Origin of the sequence: Dietzia sp. UCD-THP (genome assembly GCF_000349585.1) — a bacterium.
Taxonomy (GTDB): Bacteria; Actinomycetota; Actinomycetes; order Mycobacteriales; family Mycobacteriaceae; genus Dietzia; species Dietzia natronolimnaea_A.
The window spans coordinates 34135-53132 of the sequence record NZ_KB714654.1; the positions used below are offsets into that span (position 1 = coordinate 34135).

At 70.0% G+C, this 18998-nt stretch carries 16 protein-coding genes; 5 read left to right on the plus strand and 11 right to left on the minus strand.

The window, feature by feature from the left end; translation table 11 throughout:
* The first annotated feature begins 21 nt into the window (after nt 1-21).
* Entirely contained in the window at nt 22-873 is an 852-nt protein-coding gene (locus tag H483_RS33330; protein WP_017837693.1) for an alpha/beta fold hydrolase, read from the plus strand.
* Here H483_RS33330 and H483_RS33335 read toward each other — a convergent pair.
* Nucleotides 848-2428, minus strand: a complete 1581-nt coding sequence (locus tag H483_RS33335; RefSeq protein WP_017837694.1) for a fatty acyl-CoA synthetase — start codon at nt 2426-2428, stop codon at nt 848-850. The two genes, H483_RS33330 and H483_RS33335, sit on opposite strands and share 26 nt — an antisense overlap.
* A gap of 407 nt (nt 2429-2835) precedes the next feature.
* On the opposite strand from H483_RS33335, the gene H483_RS33340 reads away from it, so the two are divergent.
* Nucleotides 2836-3180: a YchJ family protein gene (locus H483_RS33340; RefSeq protein WP_017837695.1), complete on the plus strand. Its 345-nt coding sequence runs from the start codon at nt 2836-2838 to the stop codon at nt 3178-3180.
* Here H483_RS33340 and H483_RS33345 read toward each other — a convergent pair.
* The 7 genes from H483_RS33345 to H483_RS33375 all read right to left on the minus strand — a co-directional run bounded on the left by H483_RS33345 (nt 3177) and on the right by H483_RS33375 (nt 10442).
* Entirely contained in the window at nt 3177-3719 is a 543-nt protein-coding gene (locus tag H483_RS33345) for a hypothetical protein (RefSeq protein ID WP_017837696.1), read from the minus strand. The genes H483_RS33340 and H483_RS33345 overlap by 4 nt on opposite strands.
* A gap of 57 nt (nt 3720-3776) precedes the next feature.
* Entirely contained in the window at nt 3777-4730 is a 954-nt protein-coding gene (locus H483_RS33350; protein ID WP_017837697.1) for a hypothetical protein, read from the minus strand.
* Nucleotides 4731-4793: 63 nt separating this feature from the next.
* The gene (locus H483_RS33355; protein ID WP_017837698.1) at nt 4794-5621 is read right to left on the minus strand and encodes an NUDIX hydrolase; all 828 of its coding nucleotides are present in this window, start codon (nt 5619-5621) and stop codon (nt 4794-4796) included.
* A 61-nt stretch (nt 5622-5682) separates the two neighbouring features.
* Nucleotides 5683-6309: a TetR/AcrR family transcriptional regulator gene (locus H483_RS33360; protein ID WP_017837699.1), complete on the minus strand. Its 627-nt coding sequence runs from the start codon at nt 6307-6309 to the stop codon at nt 5683-5685.
* Entirely contained in the window at nt 6306-6764 is a 459-nt protein-coding gene (locus tag H483_RS33365; RefSeq protein WP_017837700.1) for a DUF3817 domain-containing protein, read from the minus strand. The genes H483_RS33360 and H483_RS33365 overlap by 4 nt, the downstream gene beginning before the upstream one ends.
* Before the next feature lie 154 nt (nt 6765-6918).
* Nucleotides 6919-9465, minus strand: a complete 2547-nt coding sequence (locus H483_RS33370) for an RNA helicase (protein ID WP_017837701.1) — start codon at nt 9463-9465, stop codon at nt 6919-6921.
* A gap of 41 nt (nt 9466-9506) precedes the next feature.
* Nucleotides 9507-10442 carry a PAC2 family protein gene (locus H483_RS33375; protein WP_017837702.1) on the minus strand — a complete coding sequence of 312 codons (936 nt, stop codon included), beginning with the start codon at nt 10440-10442 and terminating at the stop codon, nt 9507-9509.
* A 265-nt stretch (nt 10443-10707) separates the two neighbouring features.
* On the opposite strand from H483_RS33375, the gene H483_RS33380 reads away from it, so the two are divergent.
* On the plus strand, nt 10708-11775 hold the full coding sequence (locus tag H483_RS33380; protein ID WP_017837703.1) for a DUF4192 domain-containing protein: 1068 nt from the start codon (nt 10708-10710) through the stop codon (nt 11773-11775).
* A 16-nt stretch (nt 11776-11791) separates the two neighbouring features.
* Here the strand turns inward: H483_RS33380 and galE are convergent, their stop codons facing one another.
* Both galE and H483_RS33390 read right to left on the minus strand, forming a co-directional pair.
* Nucleotides 11792-12778 carry a UDP-glucose 4-epimerase GalE gene (gene galE / locus H483_RS33385; protein ID WP_017837704.1) on the minus strand — a complete coding sequence of 329 codons (987 nt, stop codon included), beginning with the start codon at nt 12776-12778 and terminating at the stop codon, nt 11792-11794.
* Nucleotides 12775-13464 carry a metal-dependent transcriptional regulator gene (locus H483_RS33390; RefSeq protein WP_017837705.1) on the minus strand — a complete coding sequence of 230 codons (690 nt, stop codon included), beginning with the start codon at nt 13462-13464 and terminating at the stop codon, nt 12775-12777. The genes galE and H483_RS33390 overlap by 4 nt, the downstream gene beginning before the upstream one ends.
* A gap of 225 nt (nt 13465-13689) precedes the next feature.
* Here H483_RS33390 and H483_RS33395 point away from each other — a divergent pair, with 225 nt between their 5' ends.
* Both H483_RS33395 and H483_RS33400 read left to right on the plus strand, forming a co-directional pair.
* On the plus strand, nt 13690-14922 hold the full coding sequence (locus H483_RS33395) for an acetoin utilization protein AcuC (protein WP_017837706.1): 1233 nt from the start codon (nt 13690-13692) through the stop codon (nt 14920-14922).
* Nucleotides 14923-14981: 59 nt separating this feature from the next.
* Complete coding sequence (locus tag H483_RS33400) at nt 14982-17753, plus strand: GNAT family N-acetyltransferase (protein WP_017837707.1); 2772 nt, start codon at nt 14982-14984, stop codon at nt 17751-17753.
* A gap of 140 nt (nt 17754-17893) precedes the next feature.
* On the opposite strand, the gene H483_RS33405 is transcribed toward H483_RS33400, so the two are convergent.
* A complete protein-coding gene (locus H483_RS33405; RefSeq protein WP_017837708.1) occupies nt 17894-18862 on the minus strand; it encodes a sigma-70 family RNA polymerase sigma factor in 969 nt (322 codons plus the stop codon).
* Nucleotides 18863-18998: the final 136 nt, after the last annotated feature.

Sequence of the window (18998 nt, forward strand, 5' to 3'; positions counted from 1 at the left end):
ACAGGGGCTAGGGTCTGATTCATGGAACCGCAGCACATGACCGTCGATATACCGGTCGGCACGCTCGACGTCCTGGAGTGGCGTGCGATCGGAGCGGAGCGGGGGACCGTGCTGGCCCTGCACGGCTTCCCGGAGTCACCGTGGGAGTGGGAGGCCGTCGCCGGGATGCTGACGCGGCAGGGCCTGCGGGTCGTCGCCCCGGCTCAGCGTGGCTACTCGACCGGTGCCCGTCCGGAGGACGTCGGGGAGTATGCGATCGAGCACCTGAGTGCGGACGCGCTCGCGGTCGTCGACCAGTTGGGTCTGGAGTCCGTGCACGTGCTCGGCCACGACTGGGGGGCATCGGTCGCGTGGTGGCTCGCCGGCCACCACCCCGAGCGGGTGACCAGCCTCACGGTGGTGTCCGTGCCCCACCTGACCGAGTTCGCCCGGGCTCTGGAGTCGGACCCGGACCAACGGGCACGGTCGGCGTACTTCGCACTGTTCCGCCAGGAAGGGAAAGCCGAGGACGTCCTCCTGGAGGACGGGGCCCGGCGGCTGCGGGAGATGTTCGACGAGCACGTGTCGGAGGAACTCGTGGACAGGCACCTCGAGTTGGTCGGCTCCCGGGCTGGACTGACGGGCGCGCTCAACTGGTACCGCGCGATGCGGCGGTACGACCTGCCGGCCATATCGGTTCCCACGACCTATCTGTGGGGACGGGACGACCCGGCGATCGGGCGCACCGGTGCGGAGGCCACCGCCTCCCGGATGACCGGGGAGTACCGATTCGTTCCGCTGTCGGCCACAGGGCACTGGATCCCGGAGCAGGCTCCCGACGTGGTGGCCGCGGAGGTTCTTGACCGGGTCAGCTCTGACGCAGCTCCCGCTTGAGGAGCTTGCCCGACTGGTTACGCGGCAGTTCGTCGACGAAGACCACACGTTTGGGCACCTTGAACGGCGCGAGATGGGCGCGGGTGCCCTCGATGATCTCGGACTCGCTGGCATGCGCGTCGTCCCTGAGCACCACCACCGCGGTGACGGCCTCGATCCACTTGGCGTCCGGCGTTCCGATCACCGCCACCTCCGCGACACGGTCATCCTTGTACACCGCGTCCTCGACCTCCCGGGACGCCACCAGGACCCCACCGGTGTTGATGACGTCCTTGATCCGGTCGACGACCTCGATGAACCCCTCGGCGTCCCGCACCACGAGATCGCCGGAGTGGAACCATCCGTCGCGGAACGCCTCTGCCGTGGCGTCGGGCTTGTTCCAATAGCCCTGGCACAACTGCGGAGAGCGGTAGACCACCTCGCCGCGGTCGCCGTCCGCGACCTCGGCACCCGTCTCGTCCACGACCCTGGCTTCGACAAAGAAGACGGGGCGGCCGGCGCTCGCCGGACGGGCCTCGTGCTCCTCGGGGCGCAGGACGCTGGCCAGCGGACCGATCTCCGACTGCCCGAAGCAGTTGTAGAACCCGAGCTCGGGATACCTGCCCCGGAGTCGCTGGAGCACCGTCACCGGCATGATCGAGGCACCGTACTGAGCCTTGCGCAGACTCGACAGGTCCCGTGACTCCAGGTCGGGGTGTGAGGCCAGGGGTACCCAGACCGTAGGCGCGAGGAACAGCGAGCCGATCCTGTCGACCTCGATCCGTCGCAAGATCTCCGGGATGTCCGGGGCCGCCATGAGGTGGACCGTCGCACCCAGGGACAGATAGGGGAGCGCGAAGACGTGCATCGCGGCCGAGTGATAGAGGGGCATCGTCACCAACGGCTCGTCGTCGGCCGTGAAGTCGAGGGCGAGGATGCAGCTCACGTACTCGTGTACCAACGCCGAATGGGTCATCATCGCGCCCTTGGGACGCGAGGTGGTCCCCGAGGTGTACAGGAGCTGCGCCAGGTCGGTGCCGGTGGCCGGGGACTGCATCACCGCGCACGGAGAGTCGTCGAGGGCGGACCCCAGGACGGTGCCGTCCGCGGGCTCCCCCGCGTGGGGCAGCAGCGCGAGGGAGCGCACCCCGGGCAACGTCTGGAGAACCTCGGCCGAGGTGGGCGCTTGTGCCGGGTCCACCAGGACCAGCGACGACCCAGAGTCGGTCAGCAGATACTCCAGCTCGCCCCCGGTCAGGGCGTAATTGACGGGTACGTGGGTGAACCCGGCACGCGACGCGGCGAGGAAGGCGATGAGATAGGCGTCGGAGTTGACCCCGTAGGCGGCCACCCGGGCCTTGTCCTCCAGGCCCTGGTCGGAGAGCATATGGGCCACCCGGTCGACAGCCGAGTCCAGGGCCGCGTAGGTCCACCGGCGGTCGGCGAAGGTCAGTGCCACCCGGTCCGGGAACCGGGCGGCCGAGCGGCGCAGGACGGCATCGATGGTGCTGGAGCTCACAGCGGGATCGACGGAGGGGCCCGTGGGGGAACCGGTGGATCGAGGGGTGGTGGTCATCCGGCCAGCCTAGAGGCCGACCGGTGCGGTCATGGTTCGGCTCTGATGATCCCCAACACCTCCGGGGGTACCGCCCCGCTGCTGTCCCGCGGAGTCCAGTGCTCGCTCGGGACCCACTGCGATCCGCAGCCACGGCAGGCGAACATGGGCTCGCCGCGGCGCTCCGCCGGCGTCCTGGACCACTGGCACAGGTCCCGACACGAGCGGACCCGCAAGGGGGCGTTGTCGGGATCGGACCGGCGACCGGCGCTGAACGGGAGGGCACTGAACCTGGACATGTCTCCGCCGAGCATAGCCGGACTGCGGGTGGGTAGCCTGACCGCGGACCCGGGTGGAATGAGGAGGCGCACGTGAGCGAATGCCCCTGCGGGAGCCCGCGCGCTCTCGGAGACTGTTGCGGTCCGCTCGTGGACGATGGTGTCCCGGCCGAGACGGCCGAGCAGCTCATGAGATCCCGGTACACGGCCTTCGTCCTGGGTCGGGAGGATCATCTCTGGCGCACCTGGCACCCGCGGACGAGGCCGGCCCGTGTGGAGGGCGGAGACGTGGAGTGGGTCGGGCTCACGATCCTCGACGTGGTGTCCGGTGGTGCCGACGACCGGATCGGGATCGTGGAGTTCGAGGCCCGCTACGTCGGGCCCGGCGGGCCGGCCGTCCTGCGTGAACGGTCCGAGTTCGAGCGCCGAGGTGGTCGCTGGACCTATCTCGAGGGCTCTGCTCCGCCCGAGGGCCGGGGCCCTCTCGTGTCCTAGGAGGCCGCCGGGTCCTCCGGCTGGCGGGTCACGGTGACCGAACCGATGGTCCTCGGGGTGACCACGTCGATCCGACCGATCCGGTGCCCCCGGGGCATCGTCCAGGCGACCATCCCGCGGATCTCCTCGCCGGGGAAGCTCAGGACCGACGGCACCAGGGGGTCGTCGACCGTCCCCGCGGGGTTCTCGATCCGCTCGAAGGGCCTTCCCGCCGGGTCGAAGGCCGAGAAGTCCCCGGGGCCCAGTTCCGGCTGCCCTGACGCCTGCACCACCCGGACGTCCACCACGACCACGGCGTCCGAGTACACGGTGGAGGGCACGATCCGCAGGCCGGACAGGGTCAGGGTGGCGTCCCAGTCGTCACCGGCCACGGGGAACGGCCTGTCGAACTGCTGCGACGACGGCAGGGGGCCCGACTGCTCACCGGCCTGCACCGGGACGCCCGCGGAGTCGTCGTCGCCGAACAGGGACGCCGGCGAGCAGGCCGGTGCGGACACGGCCGCGCTCACGATCACTACGGCGAGGACGGCGCGACGCATTCTGGCGCTCCTGGGGCGAGGTCTCATACCGGGCACGTCCCGGCACGGTCCCAGATCTTACTGTTCCCGCGGTCTGTGGTCGTCCGCGGCGCGCAGGTCACGCCATCGTCGGCCCGTGACCCGGTGCGCGAGATCGGAGTAGACGTCGTCGAGCTCGGCGGAGATCTCGGCCAGGTGGATCTTGAAGTTGACCGGGACGAACACCCTGTCGACGAATTCCGCCTCCGCGGAGATCGTCTCGCCGTCGAAGACGTACCGGCACCACAACGAGTCGCGATTGAGGATCGCGACCTCGGTCTCCGCGGCCGCGGGGTCCTCCACGGACGACACGAGCGGGCTCCGGAACACCACGAGCGGAAGCGATCGGTGTGCACGGATGAACAGCAGCACGTACCCGGCGGGAACGGTGAACACGTCGTGCTCGTCGGGCGTGATACGCCTCTGGTACACCTCCGACAGGGCCGACTGCAGGGCCCTGGTCGCCTCGTCGGGGGTGGCGATGGTCAGGGGACGGAAGTCGACCTCCGCGGGCGCGGGGTCCTCTGAGTGGCCCGTCGACGGGCCCTGCGGCTCGGACACAGACGGGTCCTGCGGCTCGGACACATCGTGGAGGAAGACCGGATGGGGGATTCCGAAGACCCGCTCCATCGTGCCGGCGACGAGGTGCGCCACCTCCGGTGCACGGTCGACCGGGAACGTCAGGCCGAGCCCCGATTCCGCGGATGCTCCCGGCGCCCACCCGTGCGCGAGGAGCTGCCGGAGCCGAACCGGCCCCAACGGTTCCGGCGAGTCCTCGGACCCCCCGCCGGAGACCTCCGCATGGATGCTGCCGTCGCCGGCGGCGGTGAAACGCACGTATGGGGTCCGGGTGGACGGGGAGCCCAGCACGGGGACGGCCAGGTCGAACGTCGCTCCCGGGACGAGGTCACGCAGCAGTTCGGCCAGGCGGGCCGCGAAGCGATCCCACCCGGCGGCGATCGACGTGTCCACGTCGAACTCGAACTCCGGCATGAGAGGCAGTCAACCACCGCACAGCCGGGTGCGTCGGCAGTTCGAGATGTCCGGTGGTGGCGATCAGCGCCCCGACTCCGGACGGCCGGCCTGGTAGTCGGACCAGTACTCGTCCGAGCCGTCGAAGCGCACGCGCACCCCGCCTCGGTGTTCGACGACCTCCGGTTGCACGGGTGTGATGGCGCGCTCGGCGGCCAGAGCAGCCGTCACGTCCGCGTATTCGGCGAGGACCCGGAGCTGGGTCCACGTCGGGGGCAGGAGCATGGAGCGTCCGGACCGGAAGTCGGAGAGGAGGTCGACGGGACGGGCCCACATGGTCAGGTCGACCTCGGTCGTGAGGTCGTCGGGTTCCTGCCCCTCCGGCAGCGCGGCGAGGAAGAACCGCGTGTCGTACCTCCGCGACTCCACCGCGGGCGTGATCCAGTGGTCGTGGGGACGGAGTCTGCCCGCAGCGAGGGAGAGCCCCTCGTCGGCGAGGAACCGGCTGAAGGTCACCCGGTGGCTCTCCAGTTCCTCGCGACTCGAGTGGTATCGACCCGCGTCCGCGACCGGGGATCCGTCGGCGTGGTCGGCGAGGAGCACGCCACATTCCTCGAAGGTCTCCCTGGCGGCCGCACACACCAACCGGCGCGCCCGCGGCACGTCGCAGCCGAACCGCTCCGCCCACCACTCGGGCGCGTTGCCGGTCCACGCGAGTTCAGGATCATCGTCCGTGGCGTCCACACCCCCTCCCGGGAACACCGTCATGCCCCCGGCGAAGGCCATTCCCCGGACCCGGCGCGCCACGAACACCTCGGGCCCGCGGTCGGAGTCACGTACCACCATCACCGTGGACGCGTCCTTGATCGGGCGGGTCACGGGGTGGGTGTCGGTGTCGTTGCCATCAGTCATGCGGACAAGTCTCACCCGGCGGGGTGCGGTGCCCGTCGTCGGGGTGTCCCGGACGAGGGTGTCAGTACGCGCGGTCTGGCGCGACCCGACGGGCGAGTGCACCGTGCAGGACCCGCTCGACATGCTCGTGCAGGTCGGCTCGGTGATCGCGGCCCGGCGACCGATCGATCCCCGAACGAACGATGCACATGTACAGGACATCGAAGACCGTCTGGGCGGCGCCGTCGAGATCCGGAGCCTCCTGCAGACCCGGGGAGTGCCGGGCCAGGATCAGTCCGATGATCCCCCGCAGCTCGCGGAGGATGCGCTGCGCCTCCGCACGGTGGGGCCCGGGCTCCCCGAACACCGTCTCGCGGTGGTAGGCGACGATGTTCTCCGGGTGGTTCTCGAGGGCGGTGAACAGGGGGCCGCAGAGCGCGACCAGGTCCTCGACCGGATCCCCGGTGTCCGGAACGGTCTCCACCATGGCACGGAACTCCTCGTTGGCCACCATGCACAGCAGCTCGCCTTTGGACCGGGCGTACCGGAACAGCGTCCCGGTACCCACCTCCGCCTTCTCGGCCACCTCCTGCGTGGTGACCGACGAGTACCCGTTGCGGAAGAACAGGTCTCGGGCGGCGGCCAGGATCCGACGCTGCTTGTCCGCCTTGTTGAGCTCCCGGCGTCCGGGCCCACGGTCAGGGGTCACGAGATCCACTCCGTGGGCTTGCCCGCCACCAGGAGCAGGGTGAAGACCACCGCCACCACGACGAGGGTCACGATCAGGGCGACCACCGGGGACCGGAGCGCGAAGGCCAGGACGCGCTCGGCGGGGGAATGAGGCTGGTCGCTCCCCGGCCCGAGCCGCCACTGTCCCTCGAGGAGTCCGCGGCGTTCGACGGACCTCTCGAACGGCACGGTGGCGTAGGGCACGACGGCGGACAGCAGGCCCAGCAGGCCCGTGCCCGCGGACCAGCGCTTGTCCGTCCACACCGCGATGGTCGCCACGGTGTAGCACAGGAACACGAAACCGTGGATGCTGCCACCGACCGTGGTGGCCCAGTCGAGCCCGAAACCGTACTTGCCGATCATCCCCAGGATGAGCAACGTCCAGGTGATCACCTCCGCGAACGCGAGCCTCTTGTACAGGATGCGGGGGGTCACAGATGTCCTCCAGGGTCGTCCAGGGTCGTCCGGGGGTCGTTCAGGGGTCGGTGCGGTGTTCGTCGGTCATCGTACGGACACCGGATCCGCGGCCCGGTTCAGCCTCCCTGCTCGGTCACCCGGCTCGGTCACCGGGATCGATCAGTCGGCTCGCTCAGCCGGCGAGCGTCAGAGACGCGAAGCGGACCTCCCCCGCCTCGTCGCTGGCGCCCAGGTCCACGACGGCCTCGACGGCCCAACCGTGGTCGTGCTCCGGATCGTCCAGCACTTGCCGGACCCTCCAGGTCCCCGGTTCCACCCCGTCGCCCGATTCGGCGACGGAGAACAGTGCGGGCCCGCGTGCCGCGGGCCCGGTGCCGATCGCGTCGTACTCGTCCCAGTACGCATCGATCTCGGTGTCCCAGTCGGGATGGACGGGGACGTCGGCGTCGAGTCGGGCGAGCGTGTCGATGTCGTCCCGCGCCAGCAGTTCGACCCGTCGGAACATCGCGTTGCGGACCATCACCCGGAACGCCCGCAGGTTGGCGGTGACGGGTCGGGTGGTGCCGGTCGACTGCCCGAAGGCGAGCTCCGCCACCTGATCCGGCGAGACCTCCGGGTCGGTGAGCAGCTCCCATTCGTCCAACAGGCTCGAGTCGACCTGGCGGACGAGTTCCCCGAGCCATTCCACCAGGTCGTCGAACTCCTCGGTCCGCAGCTCTGCGGGAACGGTCTGCCGTAGTGCCCGGTAGGCGTCGGTGAGATAGCGCAGGACTGAGCCCTCGGACCGGCTGAGGCCGTAGGCGGAGACCAGATCGGAGAACGTCATCCCCCGCTCGACCATCTCTCGGATGACCGACTTCGGCGACGGTTCGATCCCCGCGACCCACGGGTGCCCGGCGCGGTAGGCATCATAGGCGTCGGCGAGGAGGTCCGCGAGGGGCGTGGGCCACGTGATGTCTTCGACGAGTTCCATCCGCTCGGAGTACTCCACCCCCTCGGCCTTGAGGGCCCCGATCGCCTCACCACGGGCGGCCCGCTGCTGTGCGTAGAGGATCGGGCGCGGGTCGTCGAGAACGGATTCGATCACCGAGACCAGGTCCAGGACCGGGGTGGGGGAGTCGGGGTCGAGGACCTCCATCGCGGCGATAGCGAACGGGGCGAGGGGCTGGTTGAGGGCGAAGTCCCGTTGCAGATCCATTGTCAGTCGGACGTGCCGACCCTCGTCGTCCGGCTCCGTCATCCGCTCGACGATGCCCGCCGTCTCGAGCCCTCGGAAGAGCTCGATGGACCGCAGGACGTGGTGCCGGACGCGGGCCCTGGTCTCGTGTGAGGACAGCAGCAGATGCCGCATGTGGGTGTAGCAGCTCCCGGGCCGTGAGATCACGTTGAGCAGCATCGCGTTGTTGACCTCGAAGCGACTGGTCAGCTGCTCGGGCTGGGCACCGACGAGCTTGTCGAACGTGGCGCGGGTCCAGTTGACGAATCCCTCCGGAGGCTTCTTCTTGGCCGCCTTGCTTTTCTTCTTGGGGTTGGCGGCGGTCTTGGCCGCCGCCTTGGCGTTCTCCACCTCGTGCTCGGGTGCCAGCACCACCACCAGGCCCTCGGTGTCGAATCCCGCGCGGCCGGCGCGGCCGGCGATCTGGTGAAACTCCCTGGCCTTGAGGACCCGCTGTCGGCGGCCGTCGAACTTGGTCAGGCCCGTGAACAGCACGGTCCGGATGGGGACGTTGATTCCGACGCCGAGGGTGTCGGTCCCACAGATGACGGTGAGCAACCCGTCCTGGGCGAGCCGTTCCACGAGGCGGCGGTACTTCGGGAGCATGCCCGCGTGGTGCACGCCGATCCCGTGCAGGAGCAATTTGCGCAGGTTCCGACCGAAGGAGGTCGTGAACCGGAATCCGCCGATCTGCTCGGCGATCGCGGCCTTGCGCTCCTTGGAGGACACGGCCACCGAGGTCAGCGCCTGCGCCTGTTCCAGGGCGGAGGCCTGCGTGAAGTGGACGATGTACACGGGGGCCTTGCCGTCGCGGAGCAGCAGTTCGACCGATTCGTGGACGCTCTGCAGCGCGTAGTCGAACGTCAGCGGGACCGGCCGCTCGGTCCCCCCGACGAGCGTGCACTCCCGTCCGGTGCGGGTGCGCAGGTCCTCGATGAGCCAGTCGACGTCCCCGAGGGTCGCGGACATGAGGAGGAACTGCGTGTCGGGGAGTTCGATCAGCGGCACCTGCCAGGCCCAGCCCCGGTCGGGCTCGGAGTAGTAGTGGAACTCGTCCATCACCACCTGGCCGATGTCGGCGTCGGCGCCCTCCCTCAGCGCGATGTTGGCCACGATCTCCGCGGTCGCGCAGACGATCGGCGCATCGGCGTTGACGGCGGCGTCGCCGGTGAGCATCCCCACGTTCTCCGCGCCGAACACCGCGCACAGGGAGAAGAACTTCTCGCTGACCAGAGCCTTGATCGGCGCGGTGTAGTAGCTCCGCGTGCCCCTGGCCATCGCGGAGAAGTGCGCACCCAGCGCGACCAGGGACTTGCCCGATCCCGTCGGGGTGGCCAGGACGACGTGGCTCCCCGCCGTCACCTCGAGCACTGCCTCCTCCTGCGCCGGATAGAGCGTCAGGCCCTGGGCGTCGGCCCATGCCACGAAGGCGTCGAACACCGCCTCCTCCAGGAGATCGGAGGGGACGTCGTCCAGGTCGGCGAGGAGGTCGGGCAGGTGCACCAGACCGAGCCTAGCCGCCCGGCCGCTCCCGCCTGCCTGCGCTACTGGGCGCCGGGCCCGTCGTCGCCGGTCTGCTCCGCGAGGAACCGCTCGAACTCCGCGCCGATCTCGTCGCCGGACGGCAGGGGGGTGCCGCCGGGGTTGAGCGAGTCGGAACCGTGGCGGCTCTCCATGAACTCGTCGTACTGCTTCTCCATCAGCTCCACCGCGGTCCGGATCTCCGGACTGTCGGCGATCTGGGCGGTGACCTGTGCGGTGAAGTCCGCAGCCGCGGACTCAAGCTCACCGGACGGCAGCTCGAGCTGGGAGATCTGCGCGATGTTCCCGACCAGGTTGAGGACCGCCGCGGGGTAGGCGGTCTGCGACAGGTACTGGGGGACGTGGACGGTGAAGCCCGCGGAGGGGATCCCGTGCTCTGCCATGCGGAGCTCCAGCAGGGCGCTCACGTTCCCCGGGACGGAGAACTCCCCGGGCCAGGCGGTGAACCCGCGGATGAGGTCGACGTCACTGGCGTGCGCGCTCGACTGGGTGGGGCGGGTGTGCGGCACCCCGAGGGGGATGGCGCCGAGGCCGATCGACATCCGGGCCCCGAACGACCCGGCGAGGTCGATCACGGATTCGGTGAACCCGTCCCACTTCAGGTCCGGCTCAAGACCGGAGAGCAGGAGGAATGGCGTCCCGTCCGCGTCCTTGACGGCGTGCATCTGGATGGTCGGTTCCGAGTACCCGGCGAAATGGTCGAACGAGTACCGCACCTGCGGGCGACGCGAGCGGTAGTCGACCAGCTGGTCCGCGTCGAACTCCACGATCAGCTGGGAGTCCAGGCTCCCCTTGATGTGTTCGGTGACGCCCTGGATCGCCTGGCCTGCGTCGGAGAACCCCTCCAACGCGTGCACCAGCACCGGGCCCTGTCCGGACTCCGACCGCAGATCGGGGACGGGCTCGATCAGTCGGTACAGATCGCTGTGCCTGGCCATGTCGACTCCTCTCGTCGCGACACCCCGAATCGTCCGCACCGGTCCGAATGGATCGTCCCACCGGGACGGGGTTTCACCTCTGTGCCAACGACAGCGGGCCGCAGATGATTCCCCATCATTTCTCGGGCTCCCCAGCGGCCCGTTCAGCGCCGGTTTCCGGGCGCCCGCCGTCGGCGCCGTGTCCGAAGGTTGATCCGGTGCACCGGCACCCACGGTTCGCCCGGTCGGCGGAGCGGACGTGAGACGAGGAGACGGGTGGACGGCGATGACGGGGAACGGACGGATCGGTGGAGACGGGATTGATGATGCTCCGACGGTGGTGATCACCTCCCCCGAGGAGCTCATCGCGTCCATCCCGTCGATGTTGGGCTTCCCGCCGGGCACGGGATCGGTGGTGATCGTCTGTGGACGCACCGCCGGAGGCCGCGCCGGTCCGGTCGTCAGGATGGATGTCGACGGACTGCTCGGAGGTGATCAAGACGTGCTCTCCGGGCCGGACGAGTTCCCACCGATGACGGTCGACGACGGCCCGGCGCGCGGGTTGGCACGGTTCTGCGCTCGAGAGGGAGTGACGGGCGTTCATCTGGTGGTGGTCCACGAGAACTGTGCGGACGGGGAGACCGCCGGCCTCCGGGCGGAGGACGTCGCCGCGGCGTTCGAGTACTGGCTGGGGCTGTCCGGGACGCGGGTCGTCGGTGCGTACGGGGTCGGCGAGTTCGCGCACGGCTCGCCGTGGGTCGACCTGTTCGGAATGGTCCGGGGCACGCAGGTGGACCCTGATTCGACGGAGATCGCCGCGGTCCACGCGTTCGACGGTCGGATCCGGGCCGGGTCACGGGGCGAGATCGAGGACCTGTATCTGGTGCGTGACGACGACGCGTGTGACGACGACCCGCACGGCAGCGCACCGGTCAGGCTCGGTGGCTCCCGCGAGGTCGACCGCGCGGTGGAGGCGCACGAGGACGCGGTACGGAGCCTGGAGGTGGGGGAGGAGATCGACGACGACGACCTGGCGGGGATCGGACGCGCCCTGCTGGACATCGCGGTGCGGGACGAGGTCTACCGGCGTCTGGCCCAGCGAGGTCTGTGCGATCAGGACGGTCGTCGTCTGCTCTGGTGGTCGCTCGCTCGCCGCAGGCCCGGCCGCGAGCGCTCGGTAGCGCTGCTGTTACTGGGAGCCGCGGCGTACTTCGCCGGTGGCGGGGTCCACGCCCGGGCCGCCCTCGAGGCCGCGGTGTCCGCGGATCCGGCGAATTCTCTGGCGCGTCTGCTCCTCCACGGTCTGGAGCAGGGGCTCGCCCCGGAGCGGCTCCGCCGGGCGGCCGCGGCCTGAGGATTGCCGCCCCGGTCTACCGGCGCGCGGAGTGCGCCCGGTCTCCCAGAGCCGAGGTGAACGCCCATGCATCGCGGACGATGGTGTGGAGATCGGTCCGGGTGGGAGTCCACCCCAATTCGGTCATCGCCTTCTCGCTCGAGGCGACGAGTACCGCCGGGTCGCCCGCCCGGCGTGGCGCGACCACGTCCGGGATGGGGTGCCCTGTGACCTCGCGGCACACGTCGATCACCTCCCGGACGGAGAATCCCTCCCCACTCCCGAGATTGAGAATCCGGTGGACGCCGGGCCGGTTGGATTCCAGGGCCAACAGGTGGGCATCGGCGAGGTCGGCGACGTGGATGTAGTCGCGGACACAGGTCCCGTCGGGCGTGGGCCAGTCGTCTCCGAAGACCTTGATGTCGGATCGGTGCCCGAGGGCCACCTGCAGCACCAACGGGATGAGGTGGGTCTCCACGACACGGTTCTCGCCCACCGGACCGTGGGCCCCGGCCACGTTGAAGTAGCGCAGGCTCGTGGCCGCGAGTCCGTGGGCCGCGGCGTACGAGGTGATGGCGTGATCGATCGCCAACTTGGTGGCGCCGTAGGTGTTGGTCGGCCGGGTGGGCATGTCCTCGGTGATCGGGATCTGCTCCGGCTCGCCATAGGTCGCCGCGGTGGAGGAGAAGACGAGGTTGGACACGTCGGCAGCGCGCATCGCGTCGAGGAGCGCGAGGGAGGTCACCACGTTGCCCTGCCAGTACTCCCCGGGCTTCTCCACCGATTCCCCGACGAGCGAGCGGGCGGCGAAGTGCACCACGCCGTCGAAGCCGGGCCCCGACCGCAGGACCTCGCCCGCCAGGTCGGCGACGTCCCCCTCGATGAACGTCGCCGCCGAGGGGACGCCGTCCCTGTTGCCGGTGGAGAGGTCGTCGAGGATCACCACCTCGTGTCCGCGCTCGACGAGGACCGTCGCACAGACCCCGCCGACGTACCCGGCTCCTCCTGTGACGAGCAGTCTCACGGGAGGATCTCGACCTGGATCGCGTGCGCGTGATCGCCGTCGAGCTCCACAGTGTGGCCGTCACCGGAGTCGAGTTCGACGAGGTGGCCCCGCCGGGTGGCGGTCACGGTCTTCAGCGGCTCGACGCCGGCCGCGCGGAGCTCGGAGATCAGGTCGGTGTCGATCTGGACGTTCTCGCCGATCGCCTGTATCCGGACGCTGTGCGGGATGTCCGTGTCCAGGGCGGACAGACGGGTGAACGCGGTCTCGTCGGCCATCGCGGTGGCGTAGCCGATCTTGTCGAGTCCCGGGATCGGGTTGCCGTACGGGGACGTCCTCGGATCCTCGAGTACCTCGATTAGACGCCGTTCCACGTCGTCACTCATCACGTGCTCCCAGCGGCACGCCTCGGCGTGGACCTTCTCCAGCTCCAGCCCGATCACGTCGACGAGCAGCCGCTCGGCCAGACGGTGCTTGCGCATGACGTCCACGGCCAGGTCCCGGCCGCTGGTGGTGAGTTGGAGATGCCGGTCGGGTGCCACGTGCACCAGGCCGTCGCGTTCCATCCGCGCGACCGTCTGGCTCACGGTCGGTCCGCTCTGCTCGAGTCGCTCCGCGATGCGGGCACGGAGCGGGATCACACCCTCCTCCTCGAGCTCGTAGATCGTGCGGAGGTACATCTCGGTGGTGTCCACCAGGTCTTTCACGCTGAATCCTCCACGTCGGATCGTCGCAGGTAGGTGCCCCGGTGGTCGACGATCCCCTCCGGGTTCACAGACGAGACTACCGCCGGTCCTCGAACCGGGGTGGGGAGCGGGCAATCGGGGGCCGAGTCAGGTCTCGCCGCGTAGATTCGTGGGGCGTACATCTCGGTGATCCCACCGGATGTGGGTGGCCGGGAGCGTCCCGGTGAGAGGGGAGGACGGGTGGCAATGGCCGGTATCCGGGACGGCGTCGCCGCGGCGGTGGTGTGGAGTCCGTCGCTGATGGAGTACAAGCATTCCGCCGACCATCCCATGAGCCCCCGCCGACTCGATCTGACGATGTCTCTCGCCACTGAGCTGGGGGTTCTGCAGGGCGTGGAGATGCTCGACCCCGGTTCGGCGAGTGATGAGGAGCTGCTGCGCGTCCACACCTCGCGCTACATCGGCGCGGTCAAGGCGGCCGGCGACCTGCCCCCCGGTGAGCACTACGGGATGAGCCACGGACTCGGCACGGCGGACAACCCGACGTTCCCGGCCATGCACGAGGCGAGCGCCGCGGTGGCGGGTGGGACCCTCGCGGCCGCGCGCGCGATCGCCAGCGGCGCGGCGACCCGGGCGGTGTCCGTGGCGGGCGGCATGCACCACGCCATGCCCGCCGCCGCGGCCGGGTTCTGCGTGTACAACGACGCCGCGGTCGCCATCAGCTGGTTGCTGGACAACGGGTACGACCGCATCGCCTACGTCGACGTCGACGTCCACCACGGGGACGGTGTCCAGGCGGCCTTCTACGAGGATCCGCGTGTGCTGACGGTGTCCCTGCACCAGCACCCCGCCACGCTGTGGCCGTCGACCGGGTGGGCGTCGGAGACGGGTGTCGGGCGGGCGGAGGGCACCGCGGTGAACCTCGCGTTCCTGCCCGCGGTCACTGACGGGTTGTGGCTGAGGGGTTTCCACGCCGTCGTCCCCGGGGCCCTGCGTGCGTTCGAGCCGCAGATCATCGTCATGCAGGCCGGGTGCGACTCGCACCGGGAGGACCCGCTGGCCGACCTCTCTCTCACCGTCGACGGGCACCGGGAGTCCTACCTCCAGGTGATCGCGCTCGCGGAGGAGCTCTGCGAGGGGCGGATCATCGCGATCGGCGGAGGCGGGTACGAGCTGGTCCGGGTGGTTCCGCGGTCGTGGACCCATCTCATCGCCGCGATCCTCGGGGCCCCCGTGGATCCGGGGACCCGGGTGCCGGAGGAATGGGCGGCCATGGCCGCGCGGTACACCGTTCCGGACAGGGTCCCGCGGACGATGAGTGACGGCGCCGCCCCCGCGCACACGCCGTGGGAGCCCGCCGGCGCCGATCGCGGTGGAGAGGTCGACCGGACGCTGGCCCGACTCGACCAGTCGATCCTCGACACCCGCCGTTCCGTCTACCCCCTTCTCGGGCTCGACCCGGACGACCCCCGGGACTGACCGCCACGCCCGCGCGCGGGTGCCCACCATCCACCACTGAAGTCTCTTGGAGGACCACGATGGCCAACCCCGGTGACGGAACGACCGACGTCGGCACCCCCGAGGGCGCCACCCCCGAGGGCGGCACCCCCGAGGGCGATGCGCCCGTCGTCACTCCGCCGGAGCACGCCTCCACCGACACGACGGTGGACGAGTATCCGGAGGGGTACCCCCACGAGTGGGCGGCCGACGTCCTGGGTTCCGACGGCCGGGCGGTGCGGATCCGCCCGGTCCTGCCCAACGACTCGGAGAAGATCGCGCGCTTCCACTCGAGTCTCTCCGAGCGGACGCGCTACCTGCGCTACTTCGGTTCCCATGACGTCTTGTCGGCCAAGGAACTGCAGCGGATGACCCATGTCGACTACCGCGACCGCATGGCGTTCGTCGCGGAGCTGGGAGCGGAGATCATCGGGATGGCGATCTACGAACGCCTTCCCGACTCGACCTTCGCCGAGGTGGCGTTCACCATCTCTGACCAGCACCAGGGCAGGGGGCTCGGATCGATCTTCCTGGAGCACCTCGCGGGGTCCGCCGCCGAGTGCGGGATCGACCACTTCGAGGCGGAGGTCCTGTCCGAGAACCGGTCGATGATCCAGGTGTTCCGTCGGGCGGGGTACGAGATCTCCCGCTCCTTCGACGGATCCACCCTGCACCTCGAGTTCGCGATCGACCCCACCGAGGCCCTGACGAACGTCCGCAACGCGCGCGAGACGGCGGCCGAGGCGCGCAGTGTCGCGAGGGTTCTCACCCCCGCGTCGGTGGCGGTCATCGGCGCCTCCGACCAGATCGGCAAGATCGGCCACACCGTCCTGCGCAACCTCATCGGCAACGGGTTCTCCGGTCCGGTGTACCCGGTCAACTCCGATGCGACCTCGGTGCAGTCCGTCCGCGCCTATGCCAGCGTCCGCGACATCCCCGACCCGGTCGACCTCGCCGTCGTGGCGGTCCCGGCCGCGTCCATGTCCGAGGTGCTCAACGACTGCCTGTCCAAGGGCGTGTCGACGCTCGTGGTGATCTCGGCCGGGTTCTCCGACGTCGGCAGCGCAGGCGTGGTGTCCGAGCGTCGTCTGGTGAGCGAGGCCCGGGCGCACGGGATGCGGGTGGTGGGCCCCAATGCGCTCGGGGTGATCAACACCTCCGCCGACGTCCAACTCAACGCCACCCTCGCCGAGGTGGTCCCCGGACCCGGACGGGCCGGGTTCTTCTGCCAGTCCGGTGCCCTCGGCATCACCATCCTCGCCGCCGCCGCCCGCCGCGGTCTGGGGCTGTCGACCTTCGTCTCCGCGGGTAACCGCGCCGATGTCTCCGGCAACGATCTACTCCAGTACTGGGACACCGACACCGGGACCGAGGTGGTCCTGCTCTACCTCGAGAGCTTCGGCAACGCCCGCAAGTTCTCCAGGATCGCGCGCCGGGTGGCCCGCAACAAGCCGGTCGTCGTGGTCCGGAGGGCCGTCGACGACCTGGAATCCGGGGTACGGGGTCTGACCGCCTCGGCCATCCGTGGACTGTTCCGCGACTCCGGCCTCATCCAGGTGGACTCCATCACCGACATGTTCGACACCGCGACGTTGCTCGCCTACCAGCCGCTGCCCGCGGGCGGACGCCTGGCGATCGTCGGGAACTCGACGGCCGTCGGCCGTCTCGGCGGGGACTCCGCGCGGTTGCAGGGATTCACGGTGGCGGACTCGGTGGACCTGGGAGCCGGGGCTCTTCCCGAGGACTTCCGCACCGCGATAGCCGACGTTGTCGCCCGGGACGAGGTGGACTCGGTCCTCACGGTGTTCGTGCCACCGGTGGCCACCGAGCCCGACGCGTACGCCGAGGCCATCCGCGCCGCGGCGTCCGGCAGCTCCAAGCCGGTCGTGAGTACGTTCCTGGCCGGCGAGGGGCTGCCGGAGGGGCTCACCGTCACCGACGACTCCGGCGTGGCCGCGCGGGGGTCCATCCCCTCGTACCCGTACCCCGAGCGTGCGGTGTCGGCCCTGGTCCGTGCCCGCCGCTACGCCGAGTGGCTGGACCAGCCCGCCGAGGAACCCGCCGAGTACGACGACATCGACCGCGCCCGCGCACGGGACCTCGTGGACTCGCTCTGCCACTCGAACGCCGGACGCACCTCGTTCGAACTCACCCAGGGGCAGGTCCGGAGTCTGCTCGAATGCTACGGGGTCGGGATCGTGGACTACTTCGTCGTGGCCGGGGTCGAGCAGGCGGCCATGGCGGCCGAGGAACTCGGGTACCCGGTGGCCGTCAAGGCGATGGGGGAGAAGTGGCGGACCCGCAGTGACCAGTCCGGCGTCCGTTTGGACCTGACCGATGCGGCGGCGGTGCGGCACGCCTTCGAGGACCTCCAGGCGACCACCGGGTCGCCGTCACTGCACGTGCAGAAGATGGCCACCAAGGGGGTCGCCGTGACCATCCGGGTGGCGGACCACCCCATCTTCGGCTCGCTCATCTCGTTCGGGGTGTCCGGGATGCTCTCGGACCTCCTCGCCGATCGCGCGTTCAGCACCCTGCCGGTCTCCCCCTCCGAGGCCCGATCGCTCCTGGATCGCCCGCGCGCCGCGCCCATTCTCGACGGGTACGCCGGGGACACACCGGCTGACCGGGAGGCACTGGTGGAACTCATGGGCCGGGTGTCGTGCCTGGTGGAGGACGTCCCGGAGCTGCGACGCCTGTCCATCGACCCCGCGCTCGCCGCCCCCGACGGGGTGGCGGTGTTGTACGCGCAGGTGCACCTGGGCCCGCCCCCGAGGTCCAGTGGGGACGAGGGCCCCCGGCGACTGCGCTAGCCGGTGAGGGCCCCCGGCGACCGCGCTAGCCGGACACGGAAGCCGGGGCCCATGCGCAACGCAGCCCCGGCTCCCTCGGCGGGGTGAACCCGCTCCGGCGGCCGGGGCTGCGTCGTGTCCCCGTGTGACCCGTCCGTCCCTCAGACCGCGTAGGAGCGGAGCTTGTCGGCGCGGCGCCCCTCCCGGAGCTTCGCCATGACCTCGCGCTCGATCTGACGGACACGCTCTCGCGAGAGACCGAAACGCTTGCCGATCTGGTCGAGCGTGCGCGGTTGGCCGTCGTCGAGCCCGAAGCGCAGGGTGATGACCTGCTGCTCGCGCTCCTCGAGCGTGGACAGCACCGCGCGCACGTCCGAGTGCATCACGTTGGTCACGACCGTGTTCTCGGCGCTGGTGGCCTCGGCGTCCTCGATGAAGTCGCCCAGGGGCGCTTCCTCGTCGGCGCCGACCGGCATGTCCAGGCTCACCGGGTCCCGGGAGTGGTCGAGCAGCTCCTCGATCTTGTGTGCGGGGATTCCCGACTCTTCCGCCAGCTCATCCAGGGTCGCCTCGCGTCCGAGCTGCTGGTGCAGCTCCCGCTTGATGCGGGCGAGCTTATTGACCTGTTCCACCAGGTGCACGGGGAGCCTGATGGTGCGGGACTGGTCGGCCATGCCCCGGGTGATCGCCTGGCGAATCCACCACGTGGCGTAGGTCGAGAACTTGAACCCCTTGGCGTAGTCGAACTTCTCCATGGCACGGATCAGTCCGAGGTTGCCCTCCTGGATGAGATCGAGCAGCGGCATACCGCGACCGGTGTAGCGCTTGGCCAGGGAGACCACCAGTCGGAGGTTGGCCTCGAGCAGGTGTGCACGGGCCGCCTCCCCCTCGGCGACGATCACCTTGAGGTCCGCCTTCTTCGTGGGACCGATCCGCTTCTTGGTGGCCAGGAGGTGGGAGGCGTACAGACCGGCCTCGATACGCTTGGAGAGCTCGACCTCGTCCTCCGCGTTGAGGAGGGCGGTCTTGCCGATCCCGTTGAGGTAGACGCGGACGAGGTCCGCACTGGGGCTCTGGCCTTCCGACTCCGCCTCCGTCCGACGGTCCGATCGGGTGGTGGCTGACGTCATGTCTCCTCCTCCTGCCGGCCCGGGGAGATCAGAGCCGGCGGTCGGTTGCTGATGGACGGAACGGGCGCGTGTCCGGGTCACGGTCACGTACTGCTACAACGGCGGGGCCGCCGGGAATGTTCCCGGGATGATGACA